Raw genomic sequence first — 23748 nt, 5'->3', positions numbered from 1 at the left:
GACCGCGCCACCGCCCACACCGGTCACGCCCCGCAGGTCATGTCGGCGTGCGGAACCTCGCGATCACCGCGCTACGCCTGCACGGCGTCAGCAACATCGCCGCAGCACTCCGCCACCACGCCCGCGACCCCCATCGACCACTGACCACCTACAAGATCATCTAGCGACTTTGCCGGGGCCCTGGCTGGGGGAGACCGTGCCGCGTGTTCTGCAGATCTCGGTTCCCGGAGGTTTCGAGCACTTCATCGAAGACATGGAGGCTTATTCAGGCTCCGTCAGGTAAGTGCGTAGAAGATGAGTCCGATGACTGCCGAGATCGTCGTTTTAAATGTGGCGTAGGGTCGGCGGTAGTCTGTGTGGAGAACTTTCCACGACTTGATATGGGCGATGACTCGCTCGATGGTGGCGCGTGTGCGGTTGAGGCTCTTGTTGAATGTTTTCTGCCAGTCGAGAAGTTCCCGGCCGGGTTGTTTTTTGAACGGGGTGAGCATGCCGCGCCCGATGTAGCCTTTATCGCCGATCGGTGGGTATGTGGCGAGGTGGTCGAGGGCGCCGGATTGGTCGAGGCAATGTAGGTCGTGTCGGGAGCCTGGGGTCGGGTCGGAGATCCACGACAGCTGCCCTTCCAGGGTGGCTGCGACCTGGACGACGACGCCGGTGGTGCGATGCTTGCCCGACCACAGACCTGGTACGGCGGTCCATGACCAGCAGGGCAGCAGGGTTCCGTCGATGATGTACTGCCGATCGGCACGAAGCTCCTCCGCAGTCGGAACTACACTCCGCAGCGCCTGCGCCAGCAACGGTGTCACCCCCGCGATCGCTCGACTGACCGTCGACTGCGACACCCCGTAGGTTTCCGCCAACTCCCACTGCACACGATTCCCGCGCAGATACGCCAACGTGATCACCACCGACCAGAACAATCCCAGAATCGGCGGCCAAGGCCGTCGCAGGCCAGTCGCGTTCCGCTGATCCTGCTCATGCACCAGAGCGGCAAGATCCTGAATCTCATCACGCCGAAAGCCAGTGGTATAGTACATACTGCGACAGCCCATTCATCTCGGATTGATTCGACAAACCAATCTTCGCGATGGACGGGCTGTCGCCCAACCCGACACGCCGGGCTAGATCGTTATTTCACGGGCCCTGAATAAGCCTCATGGTCGAGCTCCAGGCCAAGGGAGACGCGATGGAAATCGATTCCGAGGAGTTCCGGGAGTTCGCGCGCAAGCACGACTGGACCCTGATCGGGTCGACCGGAAGCGCCGATCCCGACCCCGACCGACCGCAGGCCTCGTAGCCGCGGACGACGACCCACCGCCACACGGCCGGGCCCGACGGGGTCCGGCCGTACGGCGTCGCGGGCTACGGTCGCCGCATGGCCGCCCCGCCCGCACCCACCGTCCGTGCCGCCGTCCCGGCCGACGCTCCCGGCATCGCCGACGTCTGCACCCGGGCGTACCGGGCCACCTACCGGGACCTGCTGCCGGAGTCGTTCGTCGACGACGTCGTCGCCCGCTTCTACGACGAGGCGCGGGTCCGCGCCGAGACGGTCCCGGCCCCGCCGCACTGGCTGGGCTACGTGGTCGCCGAGGAGGCCGGCTCCGTGGTCGGCGCGGCAGGCGGAGCGGTCACGGGCGAGGGGGTCGGTGAGCTCTACGTCCTCTACCTCGACCCGGACCGTCGGGGCGAGGGGATCGGCACCCGGCCGCTCGACCACGTCACCGGGCAGCTGCGTGGCCACGGTGCGACCGAGATGTGGGTGAGCGTCGCCGAGGGCAACGACCTGGGCATCCCGTTCTACCGGGCCCGTGGCTTCGTCGAGCACGACCGCGTCCCGATGCACACCTCCGACGTGGCCGACGGGCTGTGGTCGCTGCGCATGCGCCGGGACATCACCCGACCGGACTATTGATGAGCCTAACCTCACCTGATGGGGTACGACGGCGCCGGCGAGGGACGCCGCCGTGGAGGTGGCGCAATGGTGCGGGCACGGGCACGACTGGGCGGACTGATCGCGACGGTGCTGGTCGCCGTCGTCCTGGCGGGGTGCGGTGGACCCGCCGCACCCGCCGCGGCACCCACCGGGGCGACGATCGAGCACCGCTACGGCACCACGACGGTCCCGGCGCAGGTCGAGCGCGTCGCCACGGTCGGCTGGAACGACCAGGACTTCGTGCTGGGGCTCGGGGTCGTCCCCGTCATGACCCGCTCGTGGTTCGACGCCTACTGGAGTTTCCCGTGGGTGCGGGCCGTGACGAAGGGGGCCGAGGTCCCGCGGTCCGGTGAGGACGGCATCGACCTGGAGGCCGTCGCCGCGAGCCGGCCGGACGTCATCATCGCGATCTACGAGGACATCGACGAGGACATGTACCGGAAGCTGTCCGCGATCGCGCCGACCGTCGTGCAGTCCTCCGCGTACCCACCGGAGAAGACCCCGTGGGACGTGCAGCTGCTCACCACGGGCAAGGCCATCGGCCGGGAGGACCTCGCCGAGCGGCGCGCGGCCGGAGTCCGTGACCGGATCGCCGCGGTCCGCGCGGCCCACCCGTCGTTCGCCGGGAAGGTGCTCGTCGAGGACTTCGGGCCGGAGAACGGCGGGCACTACCTGATCCCGGCCGGCGACCCGCGGCGCGCGCTGTTCGACGCGCTCGGCTTCGCGACGCAGGAGCACTCCGGGGACGTCAGCGAGGAGCGGCTGGACCTGCTCGACCGCGACGTGCTGTTCGTCAACGGCGCGACCGAGCAGCAGATGACGGCGTCGGTGCCGTTCGCCCGACTCGACGTCGTCCGTGAGGGCCGGACGCTGTACACGACGTTCTCCGACCCGCTGGGTGGCGCGTTGTCCTACGGCGGCCCGGACGCGTTGCTGTACGCGATCGACCAGCTGGAGCCGCAGCTCGCCGCCGCGACGAACCGCTGACCGCTCAGGCGGTGTGGGTGAGCGTGGCGGCCACCCCGGTCGCCCCGGCCAGCACCAGCACCTCCACCGCGGCCCACGCCAGCACCGGGAGCCGCCCGGCCCGCAGCCGGGACCGGGCGACGCCACCGAGCGCAGCGGCGACCGCGAGCAGCACGATCTTGGTGGCGACGACCGCGCCGTAGGCGGTCGTGACCAGCTCGACGGGTGAGGAGAGCCGTGCGGTGGCGGCGAGCGCCCCGGACACCCCCAACGCCACCACGGCGCCGAGCGCGAGCCGGGAGAACCGCGGCAGCGCGACCGCGAGCACGTCCGCGTCGCGGGCGGTGACCAGCACTGCGCCCAGCCCGCCGAGCCACAGCAGCGCCGCCGCGACGTGCACGACGACCGCGGGCACCGCGAACCAGGCGACCGTGGACGCCGCGGTGTGCCCGGTCGCCACCGGGGCCGCCGCCGCGACGACGACCAGCACCAGCGCGAGCGCGGCGGGCCCCGGCCCGGTGCCCGGCCGCGCGGGCCGCGACCCGGCGACCCCGGCCAACGCCAGCGCCGCGGCCACCGCGACGAGCTGACCGGCCCCGGCGCGGGGTCCGGTCAGGAACTCCAGCACGTCCGGTCCGCGGACCTCGGTGAGCCTCCGACCGGACACCAGCGCGCCGCGGACGAACGTCTCCGCCACCAGCACGGCCGACCACAGCGGGGCGGCGGCGGTCAGCACCCGGTCCGCGCCCGGCGTCCGGCCGGGGGCGAGCAGCACGGCCAGCGCCGCCCCCGCCGCGACGACCGCGAGGAGGTCGGCCGCGGCGCGCGCGAGGGTCTGCGCGAGGTCCACGGCGACCCCGTCCGGCCCGATCCCGCCGGTGACCACGGCGACGACGACCGCGGCCCCGAGCAGCACGGCACCCCACCCGGCGACGGTCGGAGCGGGCTCGCGCACCCGGCCGCCCGGCGTCCCGGCGCCACCGTCGCCCGGCACACCGTCGCCCGGCACACCGTCGCCCGGTACGGCGTCGGCCGGGATGCCGTCGCCCGGCACACCGTCTGGCGGGATGCGGTCGGCCGGGATGCCGTCGCCGGGGACGGGACCGGCGATGGTCAGCCCCGCGACCGGCGCAGCGCGAACGCCGCCCCGGCCCCGATCACCACGACGGCCGCCACGCCCCACGGCCAGACCGGCGGGCCGCCGTCGTCGGCCGCGGTGGGGACGGTCTGCGGCGCGGCCTCGGGCTCGGCGGCGGTCGCAGCCGCGGAGGTGTGCCCCGGAGTCGCGGCGGCCGCGCCCGGCCCGGGGGAGGTGAGGGTGAACGGCACCGTGCCCGAGACGGGGTGGCCGTCGTCGGAGACCACCCGGTAGGTGATCGTGTAGCCGCCGGCCGCACCGAGCGGGCGCAGCGGCACGGTGAGGGTGGCGCCGTCGCCGGTGGCGGGGCCCGCCGCGTAGTCGGTGCCGCCGGGGCCGGTCACCGCGACGGTGGCGTCGGCGGCCGCGATCTCCTCGGAGAAGGTCAGCGACACCGATGTCGGCGCGGTGCCGACCTGCGCGTTCGCGGCGGGACTGCTGGACTCGAGCTCGGTGTGCGCCCAGGCCGGCGCGGCCCCGACGACGAGGGCGAGCAGCACGGCGGGGAGGGCGACCGCGAGGCGGCGGAGAACGGGGCTCACGCCCCGGTCGGTCGTCGTACCGGGCGCGACGGTTCCCGATGTCACCCGGACGGAGCAGCAGCGGTCAGCGCCAGGACGGCAGCCACAGCTCGGCCTGCCAGTGCGCCGCGGTGATCGGGTCGCCGACCAGGATCGGCCACAACCACACGAAGTTGACCCCGATCAGCGCCACCCACGTCGCGACGACGAGCAGCCCGTTGCGGCGCCGGCGCGCGCTCATCCGGGAGTGGCCCAGCATCTGTCCCATCGCCAGCACGACGCCCAGGACCAGGAACGGCACCACCGGCATCATGTAGAAGAAGTACATCTGCCGGTCGATGTTGAAGAACCACGGGACGAACCCGGCGCCGTAGCCGACGAGCACCGCGGCCCACCGCCAGTCGACCCGGGTCACCGCCCGCCACAGCCCCCAGAGCAGCACCGGGATCGCCGGCCACCACAGCGCGGGGGTGCCGATCAGCATCACCGCGGAGACGCAGTCGGTCTCCCCGCAGCCGGTCGCGTCGTCGGCGTAGCGGTAGAGCATCGGCCGCAGCCCCATCGGCCAGGTCCAGGGTTTGGACTCCCAGGGGTGCGCCCCGGCGGACTGGGTCGTCAGGTTCTCGTGGAAGGCGAGGACCTGACCTTGGTAGTACCAGAGCGACCGCAGGGCGTCGGGCACCCAGGCGAACGCCCCGCCGGTGCCGATCTCCCGGCCGACCTCGTGGCGGTCGATGCCGGTCTCGCTGCCGAACCACGCCCACCAGGACCCGAGGTAGGTCAGCGCCGGGATCAGGACCAGCGCCCACAGCGCGGGGGCGACGTCGCGCACCATCGTCCCCACCCACGGCCGGGCCACCCCGGCGCGGCGGCGCACCGAGACGTCCCACAGCACGCACAGGAGCCCGAAAGCGGCGACGTAGTAGGCGCCGTTCCACTTCACCGCGCACGCCAGGCCGAGCGAGACGCCCGCGGCCACCCGCCACCAGCGCACGCCCCAGCGCGGGCCCCACACGGTGTCGTCGACCCGCCCCTGCGCGACGACGCGTGCCATCCGGCCGCGGACGTCGTCGCGGTCGGCGAGCAGTGCGGCGAACGCGGCCACCACGAACAGCGCGGAGAAGACGTCGAGCATCCCCATCCGCGACTGCACGTGCGACAGCCCGTCGGCGCACAGCAGCAGCCCGGCGAGCCCGCCCAGCGCCGTCGAGCGGGTGAGGCGCCGTCCGGCCCGGACGACGAGCAGCACGGTGAGCACCCCGGCCAGCGCGGACGAGGCCCGCCAGCCGACGCCGTCGTAGCCGAAGACCATCTGGCCCAGCGCGATCAGCTGTTTCGCCAGCGGCGGGTGGACGATCTTCTCGTAGCCGGGGTTGCTCTCCACCCCGCCGTTGCGGACCATGTCCCAGGCCTGCGGGACGTAGTGCTTCTCGTCGAAGACGGGCGTTCCGCGGTCGGTGGGCTCACCCAGGTCGTAGAAGCGCAGCAGCGCCGCGACCAGCACCACCCCCGCGGTGACCAGCCAGCCCCGCAGCCGGTCCGACGGTGGCGGGGCGCCGAGCCGCGCCACCGGGCCGGGATCGGCGCGGCGCAGCGGTGGCGGGGTGCCGCGCGGGGTCAGACCGGGTTCGGGTGCCGCTCCGGCGACCCGGCTCCCGGCATCGGCGCTCGTGGTGGCCATCGCGTCCGATCGTAGGCTGGCCGACGTGACTCCCGCCCCCGACTCCACGCCCGACACGGCCACGACGACCGGTCGCCTGGTCCTGGCCGCGACCCCGCTGGGCGACCCGCGGGACGCCTCGCCGCGGCTGCGGGAGCTCATCGCCACCGCCGACGTCATCGCCGCCGAGGACACCCGCCGGTTCCGGACCCTCGCCGCGGCGCTGCCGGTCACCTACACGGGCCGGATCGTCAGCCACTACGACGCCGTCGAGGCCGAGCGGCTTCCCGGCCTGCTGTCCGCGGTCCGCGACGGCGCGACCGTGCTGGTGGTGTCCGACGCCGGCATGCCCGCCGTCTCCGACCCGGGCTACCGGCTCGTCGCCGCTGCCGCCGCGGAGGACCTGCCGGTCACCTGCGCGCCCGGACCGTCCGCGGTGACCACCGCGCTGGTCCTGTCCGGGCTGCCGTGCGAGCGGTTCTGCTTCGACGGCTTCCCGCCGCGCCGCTCCGGCGAGCGCCGCCGGTGGCTGGAGAGCCTGCGCGACGAGCGCCGCGCCGTGGTGTTCTTCGAGTCCCCGCGGCGGACCGCGGACACCCTCGCCGACGCCGTCGCCGTGCTGGGGGAGACCCGCCGTGCCGCGGTGTGCCGGGAGCTGACCAAGACCCACGAGCAGGTCGTGCGCGGCACCCTGGCCGAGCTGCACGCCTGGGCGACCTCCGGCGACGTGCTCGGCGAGGTGACCGTGGTGCTGGCCGGTGCCGAGGCCCGCGAGGCGCCGCCGGTGGAGTCCCTGGTCGACGCCGTGCGCGAGCGCACCGACGACGGCGAGCGCCTCAAGGACGCCGTCGCCGCCGTCGCCGAGGCCGCGGGCGTGCCGAAGCGGGACCTCTACAACGCGACCCTCGCCGCCCGGGACTGACGCCGCACCCCGCGTGCGGTCGCCGCACCCGTCGCGGCGGGTGCGACGGCCCCCGGTGGGGTGCGACAGCGCGGCGGGAAGGGCGTGCCCGGGAAGGGCGGGGCGGGCGGTCAGGCGGTCGCGGGGGTGCGCGTCGGGATCGCCCGCATGACCGGCTCGACGTAGCGCGCGGCGATCGGGCCCAGCACCGCCATGATCAGCACGTACGCCGTGGCCAGCGCGGACAGCTCGGCGGGGACGGCCGCGTAGCCGACGGCGAGCCCGGCGATGACGATCGAGAACTCGCCGCGGGCGATCAGCGCCGCACCGGCGCGGGCCCGGCCCATCCGCCCGATCCGCGCCCGCTTCGCCGCCCACCAGCCCGTCGCGTACTTGGTGGCCGCGGTCGACACGGCGAGCACCAGCGCCCAGCCGAGCACCGGCGGGATCGCCCGCGGGTCGGTCGAGAGCCCGAACACCACGAAGAACACCGCGGCGAACAGGTCGCGCAGCGGTTCCAGCAGCTTGGTGGCGTTCTCCGCGGTCGAGCCGGAGATCGCGATGCCCAGCAGGAAGGCGCCGACCGCCGCCGACACCTGCATCGCCTGGGCGAACCCGGCGACCAGCAGTGCGGCACCGAGCACCTTGAGCAGGAAGACCTCGCGGTCGTCGGAGTCGACGACCGCGGAGACGTAGCGGCCGTAGCGCAGCGCGACCACCAGCACCACGGAGATCACCGCGAGCGACACCGCGACCGCGCTGACCCCGCCCCACAGCGTCACGCCGAGCAGCAGCGCGGTGAGGATCGGCAGGTACAGCGCCATCACGAGGTCCTCGAACACGAGCACCGACAGCACCACCGGCGTCTCCCGGTTGCCGAGCCTGCCCAGGTCGGACAGGACCTTCGCGACGATCCCGGAGGAGGAGATGTAGGTGACCCCGCCCAGCACCATCGCCCCGACCACACCCCAGCCCAGGATCAGCGCGACCGCGACGCCCGGCGCGGCGTTGAGCACGATGTCGACGATCCCGGCGGTCCAGGACCGCTTCAGCCCGGTGACCAGCTCGACCGCGGAGTACTCCAACCCGAGCAGCAGGAGCAGCAGCACGACGCCGACCTCGCCGGCGAGCGAGGTGAAGTCGCCGATGTCGCCGAGCGGGATGATCCCGCCAGCGCCGAACGCGAGGCCGCCGAGCAGGTAGAGCGGGATGGGGGACAGGGCGATCCGCTGGGCGAGCCGGCCCAGCAGGCCGAGCCCGAAGAAGACGGCGCCGAGCTCCAGCAGTTCCAGTGCGGTGTGGTCCACGGCTTGCGGGGCGGCCTCAGCCGTGGGCGAGGATGTCGGCGGCCTGCTCCAGCTTCTCGGCCGTGCCCACGGCGATGACGATGTCCCCGGCGGCCAGCACGTGGGCCGGCGTCGGCGACGGGATCACCTGGCCGGCACGCATGATGGCGACCACCGAGACCTGGGTGCGGGTGCGCAGCGCGGTGTCGCCCAGCGGGCGGCCGTCGAACGGGCTGTTGAGCTTGATCGGCATCTTGCGGGTGGTGATGCCCGGTACGTCCGCGTGCTCGTCCTTCAGCTGGTTGACCAGCTGCGGGGCGCCGAGCAGGTTCGCCAGGGCGCCCGCCTCCTCGGTGGTCAGCGGCAGCTCGGCGACGCAGGCGTCCGGGTCGTCGGCACGGGAGAGGATCAGGTCGACCTTCCCGTCGCGGTGCGCGATGACCCCGACCCTGCGGCCGTTGCGCAGCTCGATCTCCTTGCGCACCCCGATCCCGGGCAGCGGTGTCACGTCGACGTTCACACCTGCAACGGTACGCCGCGCGGACCGGCCGGTGGAAACACGCTCGTGACCGGGCCGCCGAATGGCCGGGCCCGGCCGGGGGTAGCCCGGGACCATGCCTTCGGACCTGCCCCCACACGTGATCGTGCTGTTCGGCGCCACCGGCGACCTCGCGAAGCGCAAGCTCTTCCCGGGTCTGCTCCACCTGCAGAACGAGGGACTGCTCCCCGAGGACTTCCGGGTGATCGGGTCCGGTCGGCACTCGCCCGGCTCCGACGACGAGTTCCGCGACCGCATCCGCGGCGCCCTGCCCGACGACACCGGCTGGGACGACTTCGCGCCCCGGCTGAGCTTCGTCGTCTCCGACGCCGAGGACGGCGCCGACCTCGCCGACGCCGTCCTCGCCGCCGAGAAGGAGCTGGCCGGTGGCGGCGCCGAGGTCCGCCGGCTCGTCTACCTGTCCGTGCCGCCGACGGCGATGACCCCGATGGTCGCGATGCTGGGGGAGACCGGCCTCGCCGAGCGCTCCCGGCTGGTGCTGGAGAAGCCGTTCGGCACCGACCTGGAGTCCGCGAAGAAGCTCAACGCGGGCCTGAAGGACGTCTACGACGAGGCCGACATCTTCCGCATCGACCACTTCCTGGGCAAGGAGTCGGTGCAGAACATCCTCGCGCTGCGCTTCGCCAACGGCCTGTTCGAGCCGGTCTGGAACCGGCAGAACATCCGCTACGTGCAGATCGACGTCCCCGAGGAGATCGGGATCGAGGGCCGGGCGTCGTTCATGGAGTCCACCGGCACGTTCCGGGACATGATCTCCACCCACCTGTTCCAGATCCTCGGGTTCGTGGCGCTGGAGCCGCCGTACGAGATCGCTCCGGACGCGCTGCACGCGGAGAAGGCGAAGGTCTTCTACTCCGTCCGGCGGCTCGACCCGTCGCGGGTGGTGTTCGGCCAGTACGCCTCCTACCGCGACGAGGACGGGGTCGCGGACGACTCGGAGTCCGAGACGTTCGTCGCGCTGGAGGCCTACGTCGACAACTGGCGCTGGTTCGGGGTCCCGTTCTTCCTGCGCACCGGGAAGAAGATGGGCGCGACCCGGCGCACCGTCACCATCGGCTTCGACGAGCCGGCACTGACGATGTTCCCGGGCGGCTCGTTCACCGGCGCCGCCACCGGCAGCGCCCCGACCGAGCTCGTCATCGAGCTGGCCGACCAGGTCACCGCCGAGCTCGACGTGCGGGCGAAGGTGCCCGGCCCGGAGCTGAAGGTCGGCCGCGGCCGGATGCGGCTGGACCTCGACGGCGTCGGCGATCCCGACGACGCCCTGGAGGCCTACGAGCGGCTGCTCCTGGACGTGATGAAGGGCGACCGCACCCTGTTCACCACCACTGAGGAGGTCGAGCGGCTCTGGGAGCTGTGCGACCCGGTGCTCGCCGACCCGCCCCCGACCCAGACCTACGACGACGGCTCCTGGGGCCCGCAGGACGCGCTCGACCTGCCCGGCCCGCGTGGCTGGCGGGTGCCGGAGTGAGTCCCACGCGCTCCGCCGACCAGCTGCCGATCGCCGAGCACGGGATCGTCGGGGACCTGCGCTCCGCGGCGCTGGTCGGCACCGACGGCACCGTCGACTGGTTCTGTCCCGGCCGGTTCGACGCGCCCAGCGTGTTCGCCTCGCTGCTCGACGCCGGCCGCGGCGGGCACTGGCGGCTCGCGCCCTGCGTCGACGAGACCGAGCTGGCCAGCCAGCAGCAGTTCTACTACCCCGACTCCACCATCCTCATCACCCGCTTCCTCACCTCCGACGGCATCGTCGAGGTGCAGGACTTCATGTCCCTGCTGCGCCCGCACGACCCGGACCACCGGCAGCGCCTGGTCCGGCGGGTCACCGGCGTCCGCGGCTCGGTGCCGATGGCGGTCGAGGTCGTGCCCCGGCCGGACTACGCCCGCGAGACCCCGAAGGTGGAGACCGCCGGGGCCGGCATCCGGTTCACCGGCAGCGGCGTCACCCTGGACCTGACGTCGTCGGTGGAGCTGGAGATCACCGACCACGCCGCGGGCGCGGAGTTCCGCACGGCCGAGGGGCGCACCGAGGTGTTCGTGCTGGAGGTCGACGCGGCCGAGGAGCCCACCGCGTGCGACGACGCCGCGGAGGCCCTGTTCACCGGGACGGTCGCGTTCTGGAAGGACTGGCTGGCGCACTCGTCGTACACCGGGGGGTGGCGCGAGCGCGTGCACCGCTCCGCGCTCACCCTCAAGCTGCTCACCCACGAGCCGACCGGCGCGGTGATCGCGTCGCCGACGATGGGGCTGCCCGAGCAGCTCGGCGGCGAGCGGAACTGGGACTACCGCTACGTCTGGATGCGCGACGCCGCCTTCACCCTCTACGCGTTGCTGCGGCTCGGGTTCACCGAGGAGGCCGGCGCGTTCATCGCGTGGCTGTCCGGACGCTTCGGGAGCACCCGCGACGGAGACCAGGGCCCGCTGCGCGTCATGTACACGATCGACGGCGACGAGACCCCCGACGAGGTGGAGCTCGACCACCTCGAGGGCTACCGCGGTTCGCGCCCGGTGCTGGCCGGCAACGGCGCCTCGGCGCAGCTGCAGCTCGACATCTACGGCGAGATCATCGACTCGGTCTACCTGTACGACAAGTACGGCGACGGCGTCGGCCACGAGGACTGGACGAACCTCTGCACGATCCTCGACTGGCTGCGCGAGCACTGGGACTCACCCGACGAGGGCATCTGGGAGACCCGGGCCGGCCGCCAGGACCACGTGTTCTCCCGGCTCATGTGCTGGGTCGCGGTCGAGCGGATGATCCGGATGGCGCGCCGGCGCGGCCTGCCCGGCGACGTCGGGGCCTGGACCGCCACCCGCGACGAGATCTACCACCAGATCATGGACCGTGGCTGGGACCCCGACGTGCCGCCGCGCGGGTCGTTCGTGCAGCGCTACGGCGCCCGCACGCTGGACGCGGCGGTGCTGCTCATGCCGATGGTCAAGTTCTGCGCGCCCACCGAACCGCGGTTCCTCGCGACCCTGGACGCGATCAACGACGACCTCGTCGTCGACACCCTGGTGTTCCGCTACGACGTCGAGGACTCACCCGACGGCCTCGACGGCGAGGAGGGCACGTTCTCGATGTGCTCGTTCTGGAACGTCGAGGCGATGACCAGGGCGGGGCGCCTCGAACAGGCCCGGATCGCGCTGGAGAAGATGTTCTCCTACGGCAACCACCTGGGTCTCTACGCCGAGGAGATCGGCCTGACCGGGGAGCAGCTGGGCAACTTCCCCCAGGCGTTCACCCACCTGTCGCTGATCAGCTCCGCGATCAACCTGGACCGGGCGCTGGGCTGAGCCTCAGCGGGTGGTCGCGCACGCCTCGAGCAGCTTGGCGCCGTGCTCGATCGCCCGCTCCCGGTCCACCGGGCTGTCCGGGTCGACGCAGGCCAGGACGATCTCGGCGAGCCCGCCGATGACGAAGTGCCCCGCCAGGCGCAGGTCGTCCGGCTCGACGCCGTCGCCGACCGGCTGGGAGGCGACGATCTCGGCGAACCCGCGGTTGGCGCTGCGGCGCCGTGCCACCAGCGGCGGGCAGCCGATCGCGTCGGCGAGGACGACGGCGCGGTGCGGGTCGCGGACGACGTCGTCGAGCATCACCGTCGTCATGACCCGGAACCGGTCGATCGGGGAGCTGCCGGCGGCGGCCGCCTCGGCGAAGGACTGCAGCATGTTCGCCGAGCGGTCGTCGACGATGTGGTCGAACACCGCGCAGACGAGCTCGGCGCCCGAGGTGAACTCGGCCGCGCAGGAGGCCGGGACCCCCGACCCGGCGCACGGCCTCCCGCGGGTCGACGGCCGTCCAGCCGCCGTCCGCCCACTGCTGCAGGGCCGCGTCGAGGAGTGCCTCGCGCTCCTGTTCACACCGGTCCATGGGCGCCACTATGACACCAGTAGGCCCCCCGACACCTCAGGATCCGGGAGCTATCCCCACCTTTGGTGATGTGCCGCCGCAGAACGTGATGGCACGGTGAATACGCTGGAGGGCATGAGCAAAGCCGTGCTGACCGCCGTGGCGTGGCCCTACGCCAACGGCCCCCGGCACATCGGCCACGTGTCCGGCTTCGGTGTGCCCTCCGACGTGTTCGCCCGGTACCGGCGGATGGCGGGGGACCGGGTGCTGATGGTGTCCGGCACCGACGAGCACGGCACCCCGATCCAGGTCCAGGCCGACGCCGAGGGGCTGACCCCGCGCCAGCTCGCCGACAAGTACAACGGCGTGATCACCGACGACCTGCAGGGTCTCGGGCTCTACGACCTGTTCACCTGCGGACCACGACGTCGAACCACTACCGCGTCGTGCAGGACATGTTCACCGCGCTGTACAAGAACGGATACGTCGTCCCGAAGACCAGCTGGGCGCGATCAGCCCGTCCACCGGCCGCACCCTGCCCGACCGCTACATCGAGGGCACCTGCCCGATCTGCGGCTACGACGGCGCCCGCGGCGACCAGTGCGACAACTGCGGCAACCAGCTCGACCCGGCCGACCTCAAGAACCCGCGCTCGCGGATCAACGGGGAGACGCCGAAGTTCGTCGAGACCGAGCACTTCTTCCTCGACCTGCCCGCCTTCTCCGAGGCGCTCGGGAGCTGGCTGTCGACCCGCACCGACTGGCGCCCCAACGTGCTCAAGTTCTCCGCCAACCTGGTGGAGAACCTCAAGCCGCGCGCCATCACCCGGGACCTGGAGTGGGGCGTGCCCGTCCCGCTCGACGTCTGGTCGGACAACCCGCTCAAGAAGATCTACGTCTGGTTCGACGCCGTCATCGGCTACCTGTCCGCCTCGGTGGAATGGGCCCGCCGCGGCCCGGACCCGGACGCGTGGAAGCAGTGGTGGACCGACCCGGCCGCCGAGGCCTTCTACTTCATGGGCAAGGACAACATCACCTTCCACTCGGTGATGTGGCCGGCGATCCTGCTCGGGCAGAACGGCGCGGGCGACCGCGGCGGCGAGCCCGGCCCGTACGGGACGCTCGACCTGCCCAGCGAGGTCGTGTCCTCGGAGTACCTGACGATGAGCGGGTCGAAGTTCTCGACCAGCCGCGGCACCGTCATCTACGTCGGGGACTTCCTGCGCGAGTTCGGACCGGACGCGCTGCGCTACCACATCGCCGTCGCCGGGCCGGAGAACCAGGACGTCGACTTCACCTGGGACGAGTTCGTCCGCCGGGTCAACTTCGAGCTGGCCAACGAGTGGGGCAACCTGGTCAACCGGTCCATCTCGATGGCCCACAAGAACGTGGGGGCGATCCCGACGCCGACGGCGCCGCAGCAGGCCGACGCCGAGCTGCTCGCGTACTCGAAGCGGGGTTCGACACCGTCGGCGGGCTGCTCGCGCGGAACCGGTTCAAGCAGGCCGCGGGTGAGGCGATGCGGGTGGTCACCGCCGCGAACCGGTACCTGTCCGACCAGGAGCCGTGGAAGCGCAAGGACGACCCGGAGCGCCGGGACACGATCCTGCACACCGCGCTGCAGGTCGTGCAGGACGCCAACACCCTGCTCACCCCGTTCCTGCCGCACGCCGCGCAGAAGGTGCACGAGGCGCTCGGCGGCACCGGGGTGTGGGCCGCGCAGCCGGAGAAGACGACCGTCGACGACCTCGGCGATGGCCCCGCCTACCCGGTCCTCACCGGCGACTACGCCGCCGAGCAGGCCCACTGGGGTCCACGCCCATCGAGGTGGGGCGCCCACTGGCCAAGCCGTCGCCGATCATCGCCAAGCTCGCGCCCGAGCTGGGGGAGACCGGGCCGGAGTGGGCTCCGGTCCAGAAGTGAGCTCGGACGGCGGGACGCGGCCGGCCGGCCGGCGTCCCGCCCCGAGCCGCCGGACCGCTCGCCGCGCACCCACGATCGACAGCCACACCCACCTCGACGCGTGCGGCTGCGAGACCGACGCCGACGTCGTCGCCGCGATGGACCGGGCGCGGCGGTCGGCGTCGTCGGCGCGGTCACCATCGCCGACGACCTCGACGGCGCCCGGTCCGCGGTCCGGCCGCACACGCCGACGACCGGGTGTGGGCGGCCGTCGCGCTGCACCCCACCCGGACGGCGCGGGTCCGGCCGCCGACCTCGCCGAGATCGAGCGGCTGGCCGCCGACGACCGCGTCGTGTCGATCGGCGAGACCGGCCTGGACTACTACTGGGACCACAGCCCGCCCGCCGCGCAGCAGGACGCGTTCCGCTGGCACATCGGGCTGGCCAAGCGCACCGGCAAGCCGCTGATGATCCACGACCGGGACGCCCACGACGACGTCCTGCGCATCCTCCGCGAGGAGGGCGCCCCGGACACCGTGGTCTTCCACTGCTTCTCCGGCGACGCCGCGATGGCCCGGGAGTGCGCCGACGCCGGGTACGTCCTGTCCTTCGCCGGCCCGGTCACCTTCAAGCGCAACGACGAGCTGCGCGCCGCGGCGGCCTGGTGCCCGCCGGGCAGTACCTCGTGGAGACCGACGCGCCGTTCCTCACCCCGCACCCGCACCGCGGCCGGGCCAACGAGCCCTACGTGCTGCCGTGGACCGTGCGCGGGGATCGCCGCGACCCGCGGGGAGTCCGAAGCCCTGGTCGCCGAGACGGCCCGCCGTAACGCCGAACGGATCTTCCGGCTGCGCACAACCGATTGACGCCGTCCGCCGTGACGAGTGGCGGGGTTGTCGTCACTCACCGTCGATCCCGCCGCTCGTCGCCACGCGCGCGTCGGAAACGCTGCGCCGGGTCACGGTCCGCTAACGTCCCTCGTCGTACCCGCCGGGACGGGGTCGCTCCCCCGACCCGCGGGACGACGACCGGTCCGCTCCCCAGCGACGGTTCCGCTCCCCGGCACCGCGCCGGTCGTCGTTCCCGCAGGTCATGGCTCCTTCCCGGACAGCCGAGACCCCGGGAAGTCATGTCTTCGCGTCACGCCGCACCGCTCGCCGACGACGAGCTCACGCGACCGCTCCCCGTCATCGCGCCCGCCGGTCTCGCCGGCGACGAGGCCGGGTACGTCACCTACGAGGGCCGTCACCGCACCGCCGCCGCCCGCTCCCGGGCCGGGGTCCGGACCGCCGCCGCGGCCGCGCTGTTCTCGGTCCCGACCGGTGGCTCGCCGCCGCGGTGCTCTCCGCCCCCGCCGAGCAGCCCGCCCAGGAGCTCCAGGCGGGGCTCGCCGCGAACGCCACCGACCTCGGCACGGCGTCGATGAGCCTCGACCGGGCCTCCTCCCCGCGTCGTTCGCCCCGGTCGCCGCTCCGACCACCGGCTCGGACATCGTAAACGCCCAGATCGTCGAGTCGCAGAAGCTCCCGGTGCCGGAGCAGGAGGTGCAGGACCCGTCGCTCGACGAGGGCACCCGCACCGTCGTCGACCCGGGCCGCGAGGGCGCCCGCAGCATCATCTGGCGGGTCACCTACGACCAGGGCCGCGAGGTCGCCCGCGAGCGCGTCGGCGCCGGTCAGGACACCCCGGCCCCCCGCGCGTGGTGAAGGTCGGCACCAAGAAGAAGGTCGAGGAGATCATCGCGAAGGCGAAGGCGACGTCCTCGGCGCCCGCCGTCTCCAACGGCGCGACCTGGGACAAGCTGCCAAGTGCGAGTCCGGCGGCGACTGGAACATCAACACCGGCAACGGCTACCAGGGCGGGCTGCAGTTCAACAAGCAGACCTGGCAGGCCTACGGCGGCGGGCAGTACGCCCCGACCGCGGACCAGGCCTCCCGCGAGGAGCAGATCGCGGTCGCCGAGAAGGTCAAGGACGACCGCGGCGGCTACAGCGCCTGGCCGTCCTGCTCCTCCAAGCTCGGCCTGAGCTGATCCCGCACGCACCCCGCCCGGGGTGCCCCGCGAGAATGGTGCCGTGAGCGACCACGGGACCGACGGCGGCCGGAGCCGGAGCATCGACGCCGACGGCGACGGGAGCCGGACCACCACCGCACGCCTGCTGGGCCCGGCCGACGTCCGGGTCCTGGCCGAGCGGCTCGGTCTGCGCCCCACCAAGAAGCTCGGCCAGAACTTCGTCCACGACGCCAACACCGTCCGCCGGATCGTGAAGTCCGCCGGCGTCGACGGCGACGACGTCGTCCTCGAGGTCGGCCCCGGGCTCGGCTCGCTCACCCTGGCGCTGCTGCCGGTCGCGGCCCGGGTGCACGTCGTCGAGATCGACCCGGTGCTGGCGGGGCTGCTTCCCGACACCGTCGCCGAGCGCGCCCCCGAGCTGGCCGGGCGCCTCACCGTGACCGGTGCCGACGCCATGCGGGTCGGCGCGGACCGGCTCGCGACCGACGCCGGGCCCGGTGCGGCGCCGCCCACCGCGATCGTCGCGAACCTGCCCTACAACGTCGCGGTGCCGGTGATCCTGCACCTGCTCGCCGAGCTGCCGTCGCTGCGGACCGGGCTGGTCATGGTGCAGGCCGAGGTCGCCGACCGGCTCGCCGCGGGACCCGGCTCGCGCGAGTACGGCGCCCCCAGCGCCAAGCTCGCCTGGTACGCCGGCGGCCCGCCGCGCCGGGCCGGTGCCGCGCGCGGTGTTCTGGCCGGTCCCCGGCGTCGACTCCGGACTGCTGGCCTTCACCCGGCACGACCCGCCCGCCGACGCCGACCGGGCGGCGACCTTCGCGGTCGTCGACGCGGCCTTCGCCCAGCGCCGCAAGGTGCTGCGGGGAGCTGTCGGGCTGGGCGGGTTCGGCCGCGGCGGCCGAACAGGCCCTGCGCGCCGCCGGCGTCGACCCCACCGCGCGCGCCGAGACCCTCGCGGTGTCCGACTTCGCCCGGATCGCCCGGAACCGCCCCGCGGGGCCCCTCCCGCCTGACGACGGCCGGGGGCAGCGCATGATGGCGTGGTGACGCGGTCGAGGGAACAGGTGGTCAGCGCCGACGGGACGAGCCCGTGGCCCGCGTTGTGGGCCCTGGTGATCGGGTTCTTCATGATCCTGGTCGACGCCACGATCGTCACCGTCGCGACGCCCGCGCTGCTGACGTCGCTGGACGCCGACGTCAACTCCGTGGTCTGGGTGACCAGCGCCTACCTGCTCGCCTATGTCGTCCCGCTGCTGGTCACCGGCCGGCTGGGGGACCGGTTCGGGCCCAAGCGCGTCTACCTGTGCGGGCTCGCGGTCTTCACCCTGGCCTCGCTGTGGTGCGGGCTCACGTCGACCGTCGGCGCCCTGATCGTCGCGCGGGTCGCCCAGGGCTCGGCGCCGCGATGATGACGCCGCAGACCATGGCCGTCATCACCCGGACCTTCCCGGCGGCCCAGCGCGGACGCGCGATGAGCCTGTGGGGCGCCGTCGCCGGCGTCGCGACGCCTCACCGGGCCGATCGTCGGCGGGCTCCTCGTCGGCGGCCTCGGCTGGGAGTGGATCTTCTTCGTGAACGTGCCGGTCGGGGTGATCGCCTTCGTCGCCGCGTGGCGGCTGGTCCCCTCGCTCGAGACCTCGCGCCGCCGGTTCGACGTCGTCGGCGTGGTGCTGTCCGCCGCGGGCATGTTCCTGCTGGTCTTCGGCATCCAGGAGGGCAGAAGTTCGGCTGGAGCGTCGGCATCTGGGCGCTGATCGGCAGCGGGGTCGTCGTGCTGGTCGCGTTCGTGTGGTGGCAGCGGGTCACCACCAGCGAGCCGCTGGTCACGCTGCGCCTGTTCCGGGACCGGAACTTCTCGCTGGCCAACATCGCGATCTGCACCGTCGGCTTCGCGATCACCGCGCAGGGCTTCCCGCTGATGATCTACGCGCAGAGCGTGCGCGGCTTCACCCCACCGAGGCGGCGCTGCTGCTCGCACCGCTGGCGATCTTCTCCGGCGCACTCGCCCCGTACACCGGGCGGTTGACCGACCGCGTCACCCGCGGCTGATCGGCGGATTCGGGATGTCGACGTTCGTCATCGCGCTGGTCTGGCTGGCGGGGGTGATGGGCCCGGACACCCCGGTCTGGCAGCTGCTGCTGCCGCTCACCCTGCTCGGATCTCCAACTCCTGCGTCTGGGCGCCGATCTCCACCAGCGCCACCCGCAACCTGCCGATGGACCAGGCCGGATCCGGGTCGGGCGTCTACAACACGACCCGTCAGGTCGGCGCGGTGCTCGGCAGCGCGGGCATCGCCGTGCTCATGGAGTCGCGGATCGCCGCGCTCGTCCCGGGCACGTCGACGACCGGCGGTTCCCCGGAGGTCGCCGCGGCCGGCGGGCCGCTGCCCGAGGCGCTGCGCGATCCCTTCGCGACGGCGATGGCCCAGTCGATGCTGTTGCCCGCGGCCGTGCTGGTCATCGGTGTCGTGGCCGTCGCCTGCTTCGCGACGCCGCGCCACCTGTCCGAGCGCCGTGCCGCCGCCGCGGAGCGTGCTGTCTCGGAGGACTCCCTCACCCGGTAGGCGCAGGCAGCACCGTCGTGCCACTCGCCGGGAACGGCGTCGGCGTGGGCCGGCGTCGGTCCTACCGGGTGCCGGTCGTACGGATTCGCTTACCCGGTAAGCGAGTTCGCAGGAGAGACGGTGTCGGTGTCGGGGGCGTCAGGTGGGGCGGTGGCCGGCCTCCCGGTCGTCGCGGGTGCCGGTCCTCCGAGTTCGCTTACCGGGTAAGCGAGTTCCGGAAAGGGGGTGCTCGTGGCGGGCCGGCCCGCCCCTGCCGCCTGGTCGGGGGCGCGTCGCCCGGAACCGGTGAGCCCGGCCACCCCGAGCGCCGGGCGGCGGCGGTCCGTCCCGTGCTGCCCGTAGGGTTGAGCAGTGCTGTCCGCCGTGCCGCGACCGGTCACCGTCCGGGTTCCCGCGAAGATCAACCTGCACCTCGCCGTGGGCGGGGTGCGGCCGGACGGCTTCCACGACCTGTGACGGTCTTCCACGCCGTCAGCCTGTTCGACGAGATCTCGTCGAGCCGGCGCAGGAGCCCGCGTTGGAGGTGCACGGCGACGGGGTGGCCGAGGTGCCGCTGGACGCCACCAACCTGGCCTGGCGGGCGGTCGAGCTGCTCGCGGAGCGGCCGGGCGGGCCCCGGACGTGCGGGTGACCCTGCGCAAGGGCATCCCGGTCGCGGGCGGGATGGCGGGCGGCTCCGCCGACGCGGCGGGCACGCTCGTCGCGCTGTCGTCGCTGTGGCGGTTGGAGCTGGGCCGCGACGATCTGTCCGAGCTGGCCGCCGAGCTCGGATCGGACGTCACGTTCGGTCTGCACGGCGGCACCGCGCTCGGCACCGGCCGTGGCGAGAAGATCATCCCGGTGCTCGCCCGGCACCGGCTGCACTGGGTGATCGCGCTGGCCCGCGGTGGGCTGTCCACCCCGCGGTGTTCGCCGAGCTGGACCGGCTGCGTGGCGACGGCCCGATCACCGAGCGGCCGGTCGAGCCCGTCCTGGAGGCACTGTCCTCGGGCGACCCGCGCCGGCTCGCGCTGAACCTGGGCAACGACCTGCAGGTCGCCGCCGTCTCGACGGCCCCGGATCTGCGCCGCACCCTGCGCGCCGGGGTCAACGCCGGCGCGCTCGCCGGTCTGGTGTCCGGGTCGGGGCCGACGTGCGCGTTCCTGTGCGCCGACGCCGACTCCGCCGTCGAGGTGGCGACCGAGCTCGCCGGCATGGGGGTGTGCCGCACGGTGCGGGTCGCCCACGGCCCGGCCGGCGGCGCCCGCATCGTCGACACCTCGGAGACGGGCGGCGACCACCCCCCCGACCGCGGCGGCCCTCGAGCTCCGGCTCGTGGCCCCCGGTCCGTGCCTGACCTTCCCAACGGTGGAGACGTAGTTGCCCGAGAACCTGCTCAACCTGGAGAACGTCACCGCGCACGTGCCCGGTGACGCCTCCCGCGTCCTGCTCGACGGCGTCTCGCTCGGCGTCGAGCGCGGCGACCGGATCGGCGTCGTCGGCCTCAACGGCGGCGGGAAGTCGACCCTGCTCGACGTGATCACCGGCGACCGCCCGGTCGAGGGCGGCCGGGTCAGCCGCCTCGGTGGCCTGCGGATGGCGCACCGGTGCAGCACGACCGCTTCCCGGCCGGGTCGACGGTGCGCGACATCGTCCTCGCCGAGTACGGCGCCGACCACGAGTGGGCCGCCGACGCCCGGGTCCGCGACGTCCTCGACGGGCTCGCCATCTCCGACATCGAGCGGCCCACCGATGGCCTGTCCGGTGGCGAGAAGCGCCGGGTCGCGCTCGCCGCGGCGCTGATCGGGGCTCGACCTCGTCGTCCTCGACGAGCCCACCAACCACCTCGACGTCGAGGGCATCGGCTGGCTCGCGACGCACCTGACGTCGCGGCGGATCGCACTCGTCGTCGTCACCCACGACCGCTGGTTCCTCGACACCGTCTGCACCCGCACCTGGGAGGTCGCGAACGGCCGGTCGAGTCCTACACCGGTGGCTACGCGACTGGGTCTATGCCCGGCCGATCGCGGCAGGCAGGCCGACGCCGCCGAGCAGCGCCGCCGCAACCTGGCCCGCAAGGAGCTGGCCTGGCTGCGCCGCGGCCCGCCCGCCCGGACCTCGAAGCCCCGTACCGGATCGAGGCGCCCGAGGCCCTGATCGCCGACGTGCCCGCGCCGCGCGACACCGTCGAGTTGATGGCGTTCGCGACCAACCGGCTCGGGCGCACCGTGCTGGAGCTGGAGGACGCGACCGTCTCCGTCGCCGGGCGCACCCTGCTCGCCGGCGTGACCTGGCGGCTCGGCCCGGGCGACCGGGTCGGCATCGTCGGGATCAACGGCTCCGGCAAGACGACGCTGCTGCGTGCCCTGTCCGGGGAACGCGCGCTCGACTCGGGCAAGCGCGTCCAGGGCAGCACCGTGAAGATGGCGCAGCTGTCCAGGAGCTCGTCGATCTGCCCGCCGAGATGCGCGTGCTGGAGGCCACCGAGGCCGTCGCCAAGTACGTGCGGTTCGGCAAGCAGGAGATGACCGCGTCGCAGGTGCTGGAGCGGCTCGGCTTCCCCGCGGCCCGCCAGTGGACCCCGGTCGGACGCCTGTCCGGTGGCGAGCGACGGCGGCTGCAGCTGACCCGGCTGCTGATGGACGAGCCCAACGTCCTGCTGCTCGACGAGCCCCACCAACGACCTGGACGTCGACACCCTCGCCGGGCTGGAGGACCTCCTCGACGGCTGGCCGGGCACGCTGGTGGTCGTCAGCCACGACCGGTATCTCACCGAGCGTGTCTGCGACCAGGTCGTCGCCCTGTTCGGCGACGGCCGGCTCACCCACCTGCCCGGCGGGATCGGTGAGTACCTGACCCGCCGCGCCGCCACCGGGCGTGGGCCGGCCGGGGCCGCCCCGACCGCGCCGGTGCCGGCGGGGCGCCCGTCGCGCAGGCGGCAGGGCCGAAGGCGAGCGCCGCGGAGCAGCGGGCCGCCCGCAAGGACGCCCAGCGCCTGGAGCGGCGGATGGGGCAGCTCACCGCGCAGGAGGAGAAGCTGCACGCCAAGCTCGCCGAGGCCGCGACCGAGCCCGGCCGGCTGATGGAGCTGGACCGGGAGCTGAAGGCCGTCGTCGCCGAGCGCGAGAGCGTCGAGCTGGAGTGGCTCGAGGCCGCCGAGCGCGCCGAGGGATGAGGGGTCTCTCCTACCCAGGTAGGAGAGACCCCGGGTAAGAGATCGGTAGTTCGACCGATCCGCGGCCCCCGGCGTGCCGATACCGTCGTACTCGCGTCACGGCGGGCTGGGGAGCCTCGCCGGGGCGCGGGGGGAGGACGGGCCGGTTCCGTCGCCACAGTCGGGGGGTGGCGACGGGACCGGGCCGTGCCGACACCACCCGCAGCCAGGTCCGCGGCCGTCGCCGCGATGCCACGGTTCTCGCCGTCGCCTCTCTGCGCCGCCGCGGTGCCAGCGCCGTGCCAGCGCCGGCCAGGGCCGTGTCAGCGCCCGGGCGCACGCTCATCGGCATGAACACCCCCGCTATCGAGGTCGACGGCCTGGTCCGGACCTTCGGTGAGGTCCGCGCCGTCGACGGGATCTCCTTCTCCGCCGGGCGCGGACAGGTCCTGGGCCTGCTCGGCCCCAACGGCTCCGGCAAGACGACGACCGTCCGCATGCTGGCCACGCTGCTCCCGCCGTCGGCCGGCCGGGCCGCGGTGCTCGGCCGCGACGTCGTCGGCGACGCCGCCGGGGTCCGCTCCCTGATCGGCCTCACCGGCCAGTACGCCGCCGTCGACGAGGCCCTGACCGGCCGCGACAACCTGTACCTGATCGGCAGGCTGCTCGACCTGCCGCGCCCGGCCGCGCGGGCCCGCGCCGCCGAGCTGATCGACCGCTTCGGGCTCACCGACGCCGCCGGGCGCCGCGCCGGCACCTACTCCGGCGGCATGCGCCGCCGGCTCGACCTGGCCGCGAGCCTCGTCGGGCGCCCCGAGGTGCTGTTCCTCGACGAGCCCACCACCGGGCTGGACCCGCTGCACCGCAACGAGGTGTGGGACGCCGTGCGGCGGCTCGCCGAGGACGGTGTCACCGTCCTGCTCACCACCCAGTACCTGGAGGAGGCCGACCAGCTCGCGCACGACCTCGTCGTCCTGGACCACGGCGGGTCATCGCCTCGGCACGGCCGCCCAGCTGAAGTCCCGGGCCGGCGCCGACGCCTGCACGTGCGCCCGAGCTGCCGCGCGAGGCGCCGCTGGTCGCCGCCGTCGTCGCCCAGGAGACCGGCGCCGAGCCGACGGTCGAGCCGTCCGGGAGGTCACCGCGGCCGTCGCCGACCACGGCGCGCTGCGTCGCACCGAGGACCGGCTGGTCGCCGAGGGCGTCGCCGTCGCCGAGATCGGCCTGCGGCTCCCCAGCCTCGACGACGTCTTCCTCTCCCTCACCGGCCACGCGGCCGAGACCACCTCCGGAGGCCCCCGATGACCGCCACCCTCGA

Annotated in this window: 20 protein-coding genes and 5 pseudogenes; 18 read left to right on the top strand and 7 right to left on the bottom strand. The window is 73.5% G+C overall.

Going from position 1 to position 23748, the window contains the following annotated elements; genetic code table 11:
* Window positions 1–275 precede the first annotated feature (275 nt).
* The gene (locus KPL57_RS26100) at window positions 276–1040 is read right to left on the bottom strand and encodes a transposase family protein (protein ID WP_226350834.1); all 765 of its coding nucleotides are present in this window, start codon (window positions 1038–1040) and stop codon (window positions 276–278) included.
* 338 nt (window positions 1041–1378) lie between these two features.
* On the opposite strand from KPL57_RS26100, the gene KPL57_RS26095 reads away from it, so the two are divergent.
* Both KPL57_RS26095 and KPL57_RS26090 read left to right on the top strand, forming a co-directional pair.
* Window positions 1379–1915 (top strand): GNAT family N-acetyltransferase, encoded by a 537-nt coding sequence (locus KPL57_RS26095; RefSeq protein WP_226353532.1) that lies wholly within the window; start codon window positions 1379–1381, stop codon window positions 1913–1915.
* 66 nt (window positions 1916–1981) lie between these two features.
* Entirely contained in the window at window positions 1982–2923 is a 942-nt protein-coding gene (locus KPL57_RS26090) for an ABC transporter substrate-binding protein (RefSeq protein WP_226353531.1), read from the top strand.
* Window positions 2924–2927: 4 nt separating this feature from the next.
* On the opposite strand, the gene KPL57_RS70265 is transcribed toward KPL57_RS26090, so the two are convergent.
* The 3 genes from KPL57_RS70265 to KPL57_RS26075 all read right to left on the bottom strand — a co-directional run bounded on the left by KPL57_RS70265 (window position 2928) and on the right by KPL57_RS26075 (window position 6242).
* The gene (locus tag KPL57_RS70265) at window positions 2928–3956 is read right to left on the bottom strand and encodes a CopD family protein (RefSeq protein ID WP_226353530.1); all 1029 of its coding nucleotides are present in this window, start codon (window positions 3954–3956) and stop codon (window positions 2928–2930) included.
* A gap of 59 nt (window positions 3957–4015) precedes the next feature.
* Complete coding sequence (locus tag KPL57_RS26080) at window positions 4016–4582, bottom strand: copper resistance CopC family protein (protein WP_226353529.1); 567 nt, start codon at window positions 4580–4582, stop codon at window positions 4016–4018.
* 64 nt (window positions 4583–4646) lie between these two features.
* Window positions 4647–6242: a dolichyl-phosphate-mannose--protein mannosyltransferase gene (locus KPL57_RS26075; protein WP_226353528.1), complete on the bottom strand. Its 1596-nt coding sequence runs from the start codon at window positions 6240–6242 to the stop codon at window positions 4647–4649.
* Window positions 6243–6267: 25 nt separating this feature from the next.
* Between KPL57_RS26075 and rsmI the strand changes: the two genes are divergently transcribed.
* Window positions 6268–7143 (top strand): 16S rRNA (cytidine(1402)-2'-O)-methyltransferase, encoded by an 876-nt coding sequence (rsmI, locus tag KPL57_RS26070; RefSeq protein WP_226353527.1) that lies wholly within the window; start codon window positions 6268–6270, stop codon window positions 7141–7143.
* 110 nt (window positions 7144–7253) lie between these two features.
* Here the strand turns inward: rsmI and KPL57_RS26065 are convergent, their stop codons facing one another.
* Together KPL57_RS26065 and KPL57_RS26060 are read right to left on the bottom strand one after the other, a co-directional pair.
* The gene (locus KPL57_RS26065) at window positions 7254–8429 is read right to left on the bottom strand and encodes a cation:proton antiporter (protein WP_020627554.1); all 1176 of its coding nucleotides are present in this window, start codon (window positions 8427–8429) and stop codon (window positions 7254–7256) included.
* A 16-nt stretch (window positions 8430–8445) separates the two neighbouring features.
* Window positions 8446–8928, bottom strand: a complete 483-nt coding sequence (locus KPL57_RS26060) for a cation:proton antiporter regulatory subunit (protein WP_020627555.1) — start codon at window positions 8926–8928, stop codon at window positions 8446–8448.
* 94 nt (window positions 8929–9022) lie between these two features.
* On the opposite strand from KPL57_RS26060, the gene zwf reads away from it, so the two are divergent.
* Both zwf and KPL57_RS26050 read left to right on the top strand, forming a co-directional pair.
* Complete coding sequence (gene zwf / locus KPL57_RS26055) at window positions 9023–10438, top strand: glucose-6-phosphate dehydrogenase (protein ID WP_226353526.1); 1416 nt, start codon at window positions 9023–9025, stop codon at window positions 10436–10438.
* Complete coding sequence (locus KPL57_RS26050; RefSeq protein WP_226353525.1) at window positions 10435–12264, top strand: glycoside hydrolase family 15 protein; 1830 nt, start codon at window positions 10435–10437, stop codon at window positions 12262–12264. The genes zwf and KPL57_RS26050 overlap by 4 nt, the downstream gene beginning before the upstream one ends.
* Before the next feature lie 3 nt (window positions 12265–12267).
* Here the strand turns inward: KPL57_RS26050 and KPL57_RS26045 are convergent, their stop codons facing one another.
* The gene (locus tag KPL57_RS26045; protein WP_226353524.1) at window positions 12268–12831 is read right to left on the bottom strand and encodes a hypothetical protein; all 564 of its coding nucleotides are present in this window, start codon (window positions 12829–12831) and stop codon (window positions 12268–12270) included.
* Between the two features lie 124 nt (window positions 12832–12955).
* On the opposite strand from KPL57_RS26045, the pseudogene metG reads away from it, so the two are divergent.
* From metG to KPL57_RS25970, 13 genes and pseudogenes are all read left to right on the top strand, one after another.
* Window positions 12956–14742, top strand: a pseudogene (metG, locus tag KPL57_RS26040) (methionine--tRNA ligase).
* Window positions 14739–15587: pseudogene (locus KPL57_RS70260) on the top strand (TatD family hydrolase). The pseudogenes metG and KPL57_RS70260 overlap by 4 nt, the downstream one beginning before the upstream one ends.
* Before the next feature lie 263 nt (window positions 15588–15850).
* Window positions 15851–16147 carry a hypothetical protein gene (locus KPL57_RS26030; RefSeq protein WP_226353534.1) on the top strand — a complete coding sequence of 99 codons (297 nt, stop codon included), beginning with the start codon at window positions 15851–15853 and terminating at the stop codon, window positions 16145–16147.
* Entirely contained in the window at window positions 16044–16427 is a 384-nt protein-coding gene (locus KPL57_RS70255) for a G5 domain-containing protein (RefSeq protein WP_226353523.1), read from the top strand. Before KPL57_RS26030 ends, KPL57_RS70255 begins: the two co-directional genes overlap by 104 nt.
* Before the next feature lie 85 nt (window positions 16428–16512).
* On the top strand, window positions 16513–16752 hold the full coding sequence (locus tag KPL57_RS26020) for a transglycosylase family protein (RefSeq protein ID WP_374203792.1): 240 nt from the start codon (window positions 16513–16515) through the stop codon (window positions 16750–16752).
* A gap of 124 nt (window positions 16753–16876) precedes the next feature.
* Window positions 16877–17781, top strand: a pseudogene (gene rsmA / locus KPL57_RS26015) (16S rRNA (adenine(1518)-N(6)/adenine(1519)-N(6))-dimethyltransferase RsmA).
* Complete coding sequence (locus KPL57_RS26010; protein WP_226353522.1) at window positions 17778–18143, top strand: MFS transporter; 366 nt, start codon at window positions 17778–17780, stop codon at window positions 18141–18143. Before rsmA ends, KPL57_RS26010 begins: the two are co-directional and overlap by 4 nt.
* 162 nt (window positions 18144–18305) lie before the next feature.
* Window positions 18306–18488, top strand: a complete 183-nt coding sequence (locus KPL57_RS26005; RefSeq protein ID WP_226353521.1) for a hypothetical protein — start codon at window positions 18306–18308, stop codon at window positions 18486–18488.
* Between the two features lie 17 nt (window positions 18489–18505).
* Complete coding sequence (locus KPL57_RS26000; protein ID WP_226353520.1) at window positions 18506–18760, top strand: hypothetical protein; 255 nt, start codon at window positions 18506–18508, stop codon at window positions 18758–18760.
* A gap of 189 nt (window positions 18761–18949) precedes the next feature.
* A complete protein-coding gene (locus KPL57_RS25995) occupies window positions 18950–19297 on the top strand; it encodes a hypothetical protein (protein WP_226353519.1) in 348 nt (115 codons plus the stop codon).
* 351 nt (window positions 19298–19648) lie between these two features.
* Window positions 19649–20709 (top strand): annotated as a pseudogene (locus tag KPL57_RS25990) (4-(cytidine 5'-diphospho)-2-C-methyl-D-erythritol kinase).
* Window positions 20669–22451, top strand: a pseudogene (locus KPL57_RS70250) (ATP-binding cassette domain-containing protein). Before KPL57_RS25990 ends, KPL57_RS70250 begins: the two co-directional pseudogenes overlap by 41 nt.
* A 329-nt stretch (window positions 22452–22780) precedes the next feature.
* On the top strand, window positions 22781–23748 hold a 968-nt coding region (locus tag KPL57_RS25970; protein WP_374203791.1), incomplete at its 3' end, for an ABC transporter ATP-binding protein.

The sequence above is a fragment of the Pseudonocardia sp. ICBG601 genome (assembly GCF_020496245.1).
The sequence above is the reverse complement of the archived record's forward strand: the minus strand, read 5'-3'. Positions and strand labels throughout refer to the sequence as shown.

What these genes read in the sequence shown, in the direction of transcription:
- KPL57_RS26090 (WP_226353531.1), top strand. Translation starts at nt 1,982, where the DNA reads ATGGTGCGGGCACGGGCACGACTGGGCGGACTGATCGCGACGGTGCTG.
- KPL57_RS26095 (WP_226353532.1), top strand. Translation starts at nt 1,379, where the DNA reads ATGGCCGCCCCGCCCGCACCCACCGTCCGTGCCGCCGTCCCGGCCGAC.
- zwf (WP_226353526.1), top strand. Translation starts at nt 9,023, where the DNA reads ATGCCTTCGGACCTGCCCCCACACGTGATCGTGCTGTTCGGCGCCACC.
- KPL57_RS26030 (WP_226353534.1), top strand. Translation starts at nt 15,851, where the DNA reads ATGTCTTCGCGTCACGCCGCACCGCTCGCCGACGACGAGCTCACGCGA.
- KPL57_RS26100 (WP_226350834.1), bottom strand. Translation starts at nt 1,040, where the DNA reads ATGTACTATACCACTGGCTTTCGGCGTGATGAGATTCAGGATCTTGCC.
- KPL57_RS26075 (WP_226353528.1), bottom strand. Translation starts at nt 6,242, where the DNA reads ATGGCCACCACGAGCGCCGATGCCGGGAGCCGGGTCGCCGGAGCGGCA.
- KPL57_RS25995 (WP_226353519.1), top strand. Translation starts at nt 18,950, where the DNA reads ATGGACCAGGCCGGATCCGGGTCGGGCGTCTACAACACGACCCGTCAG.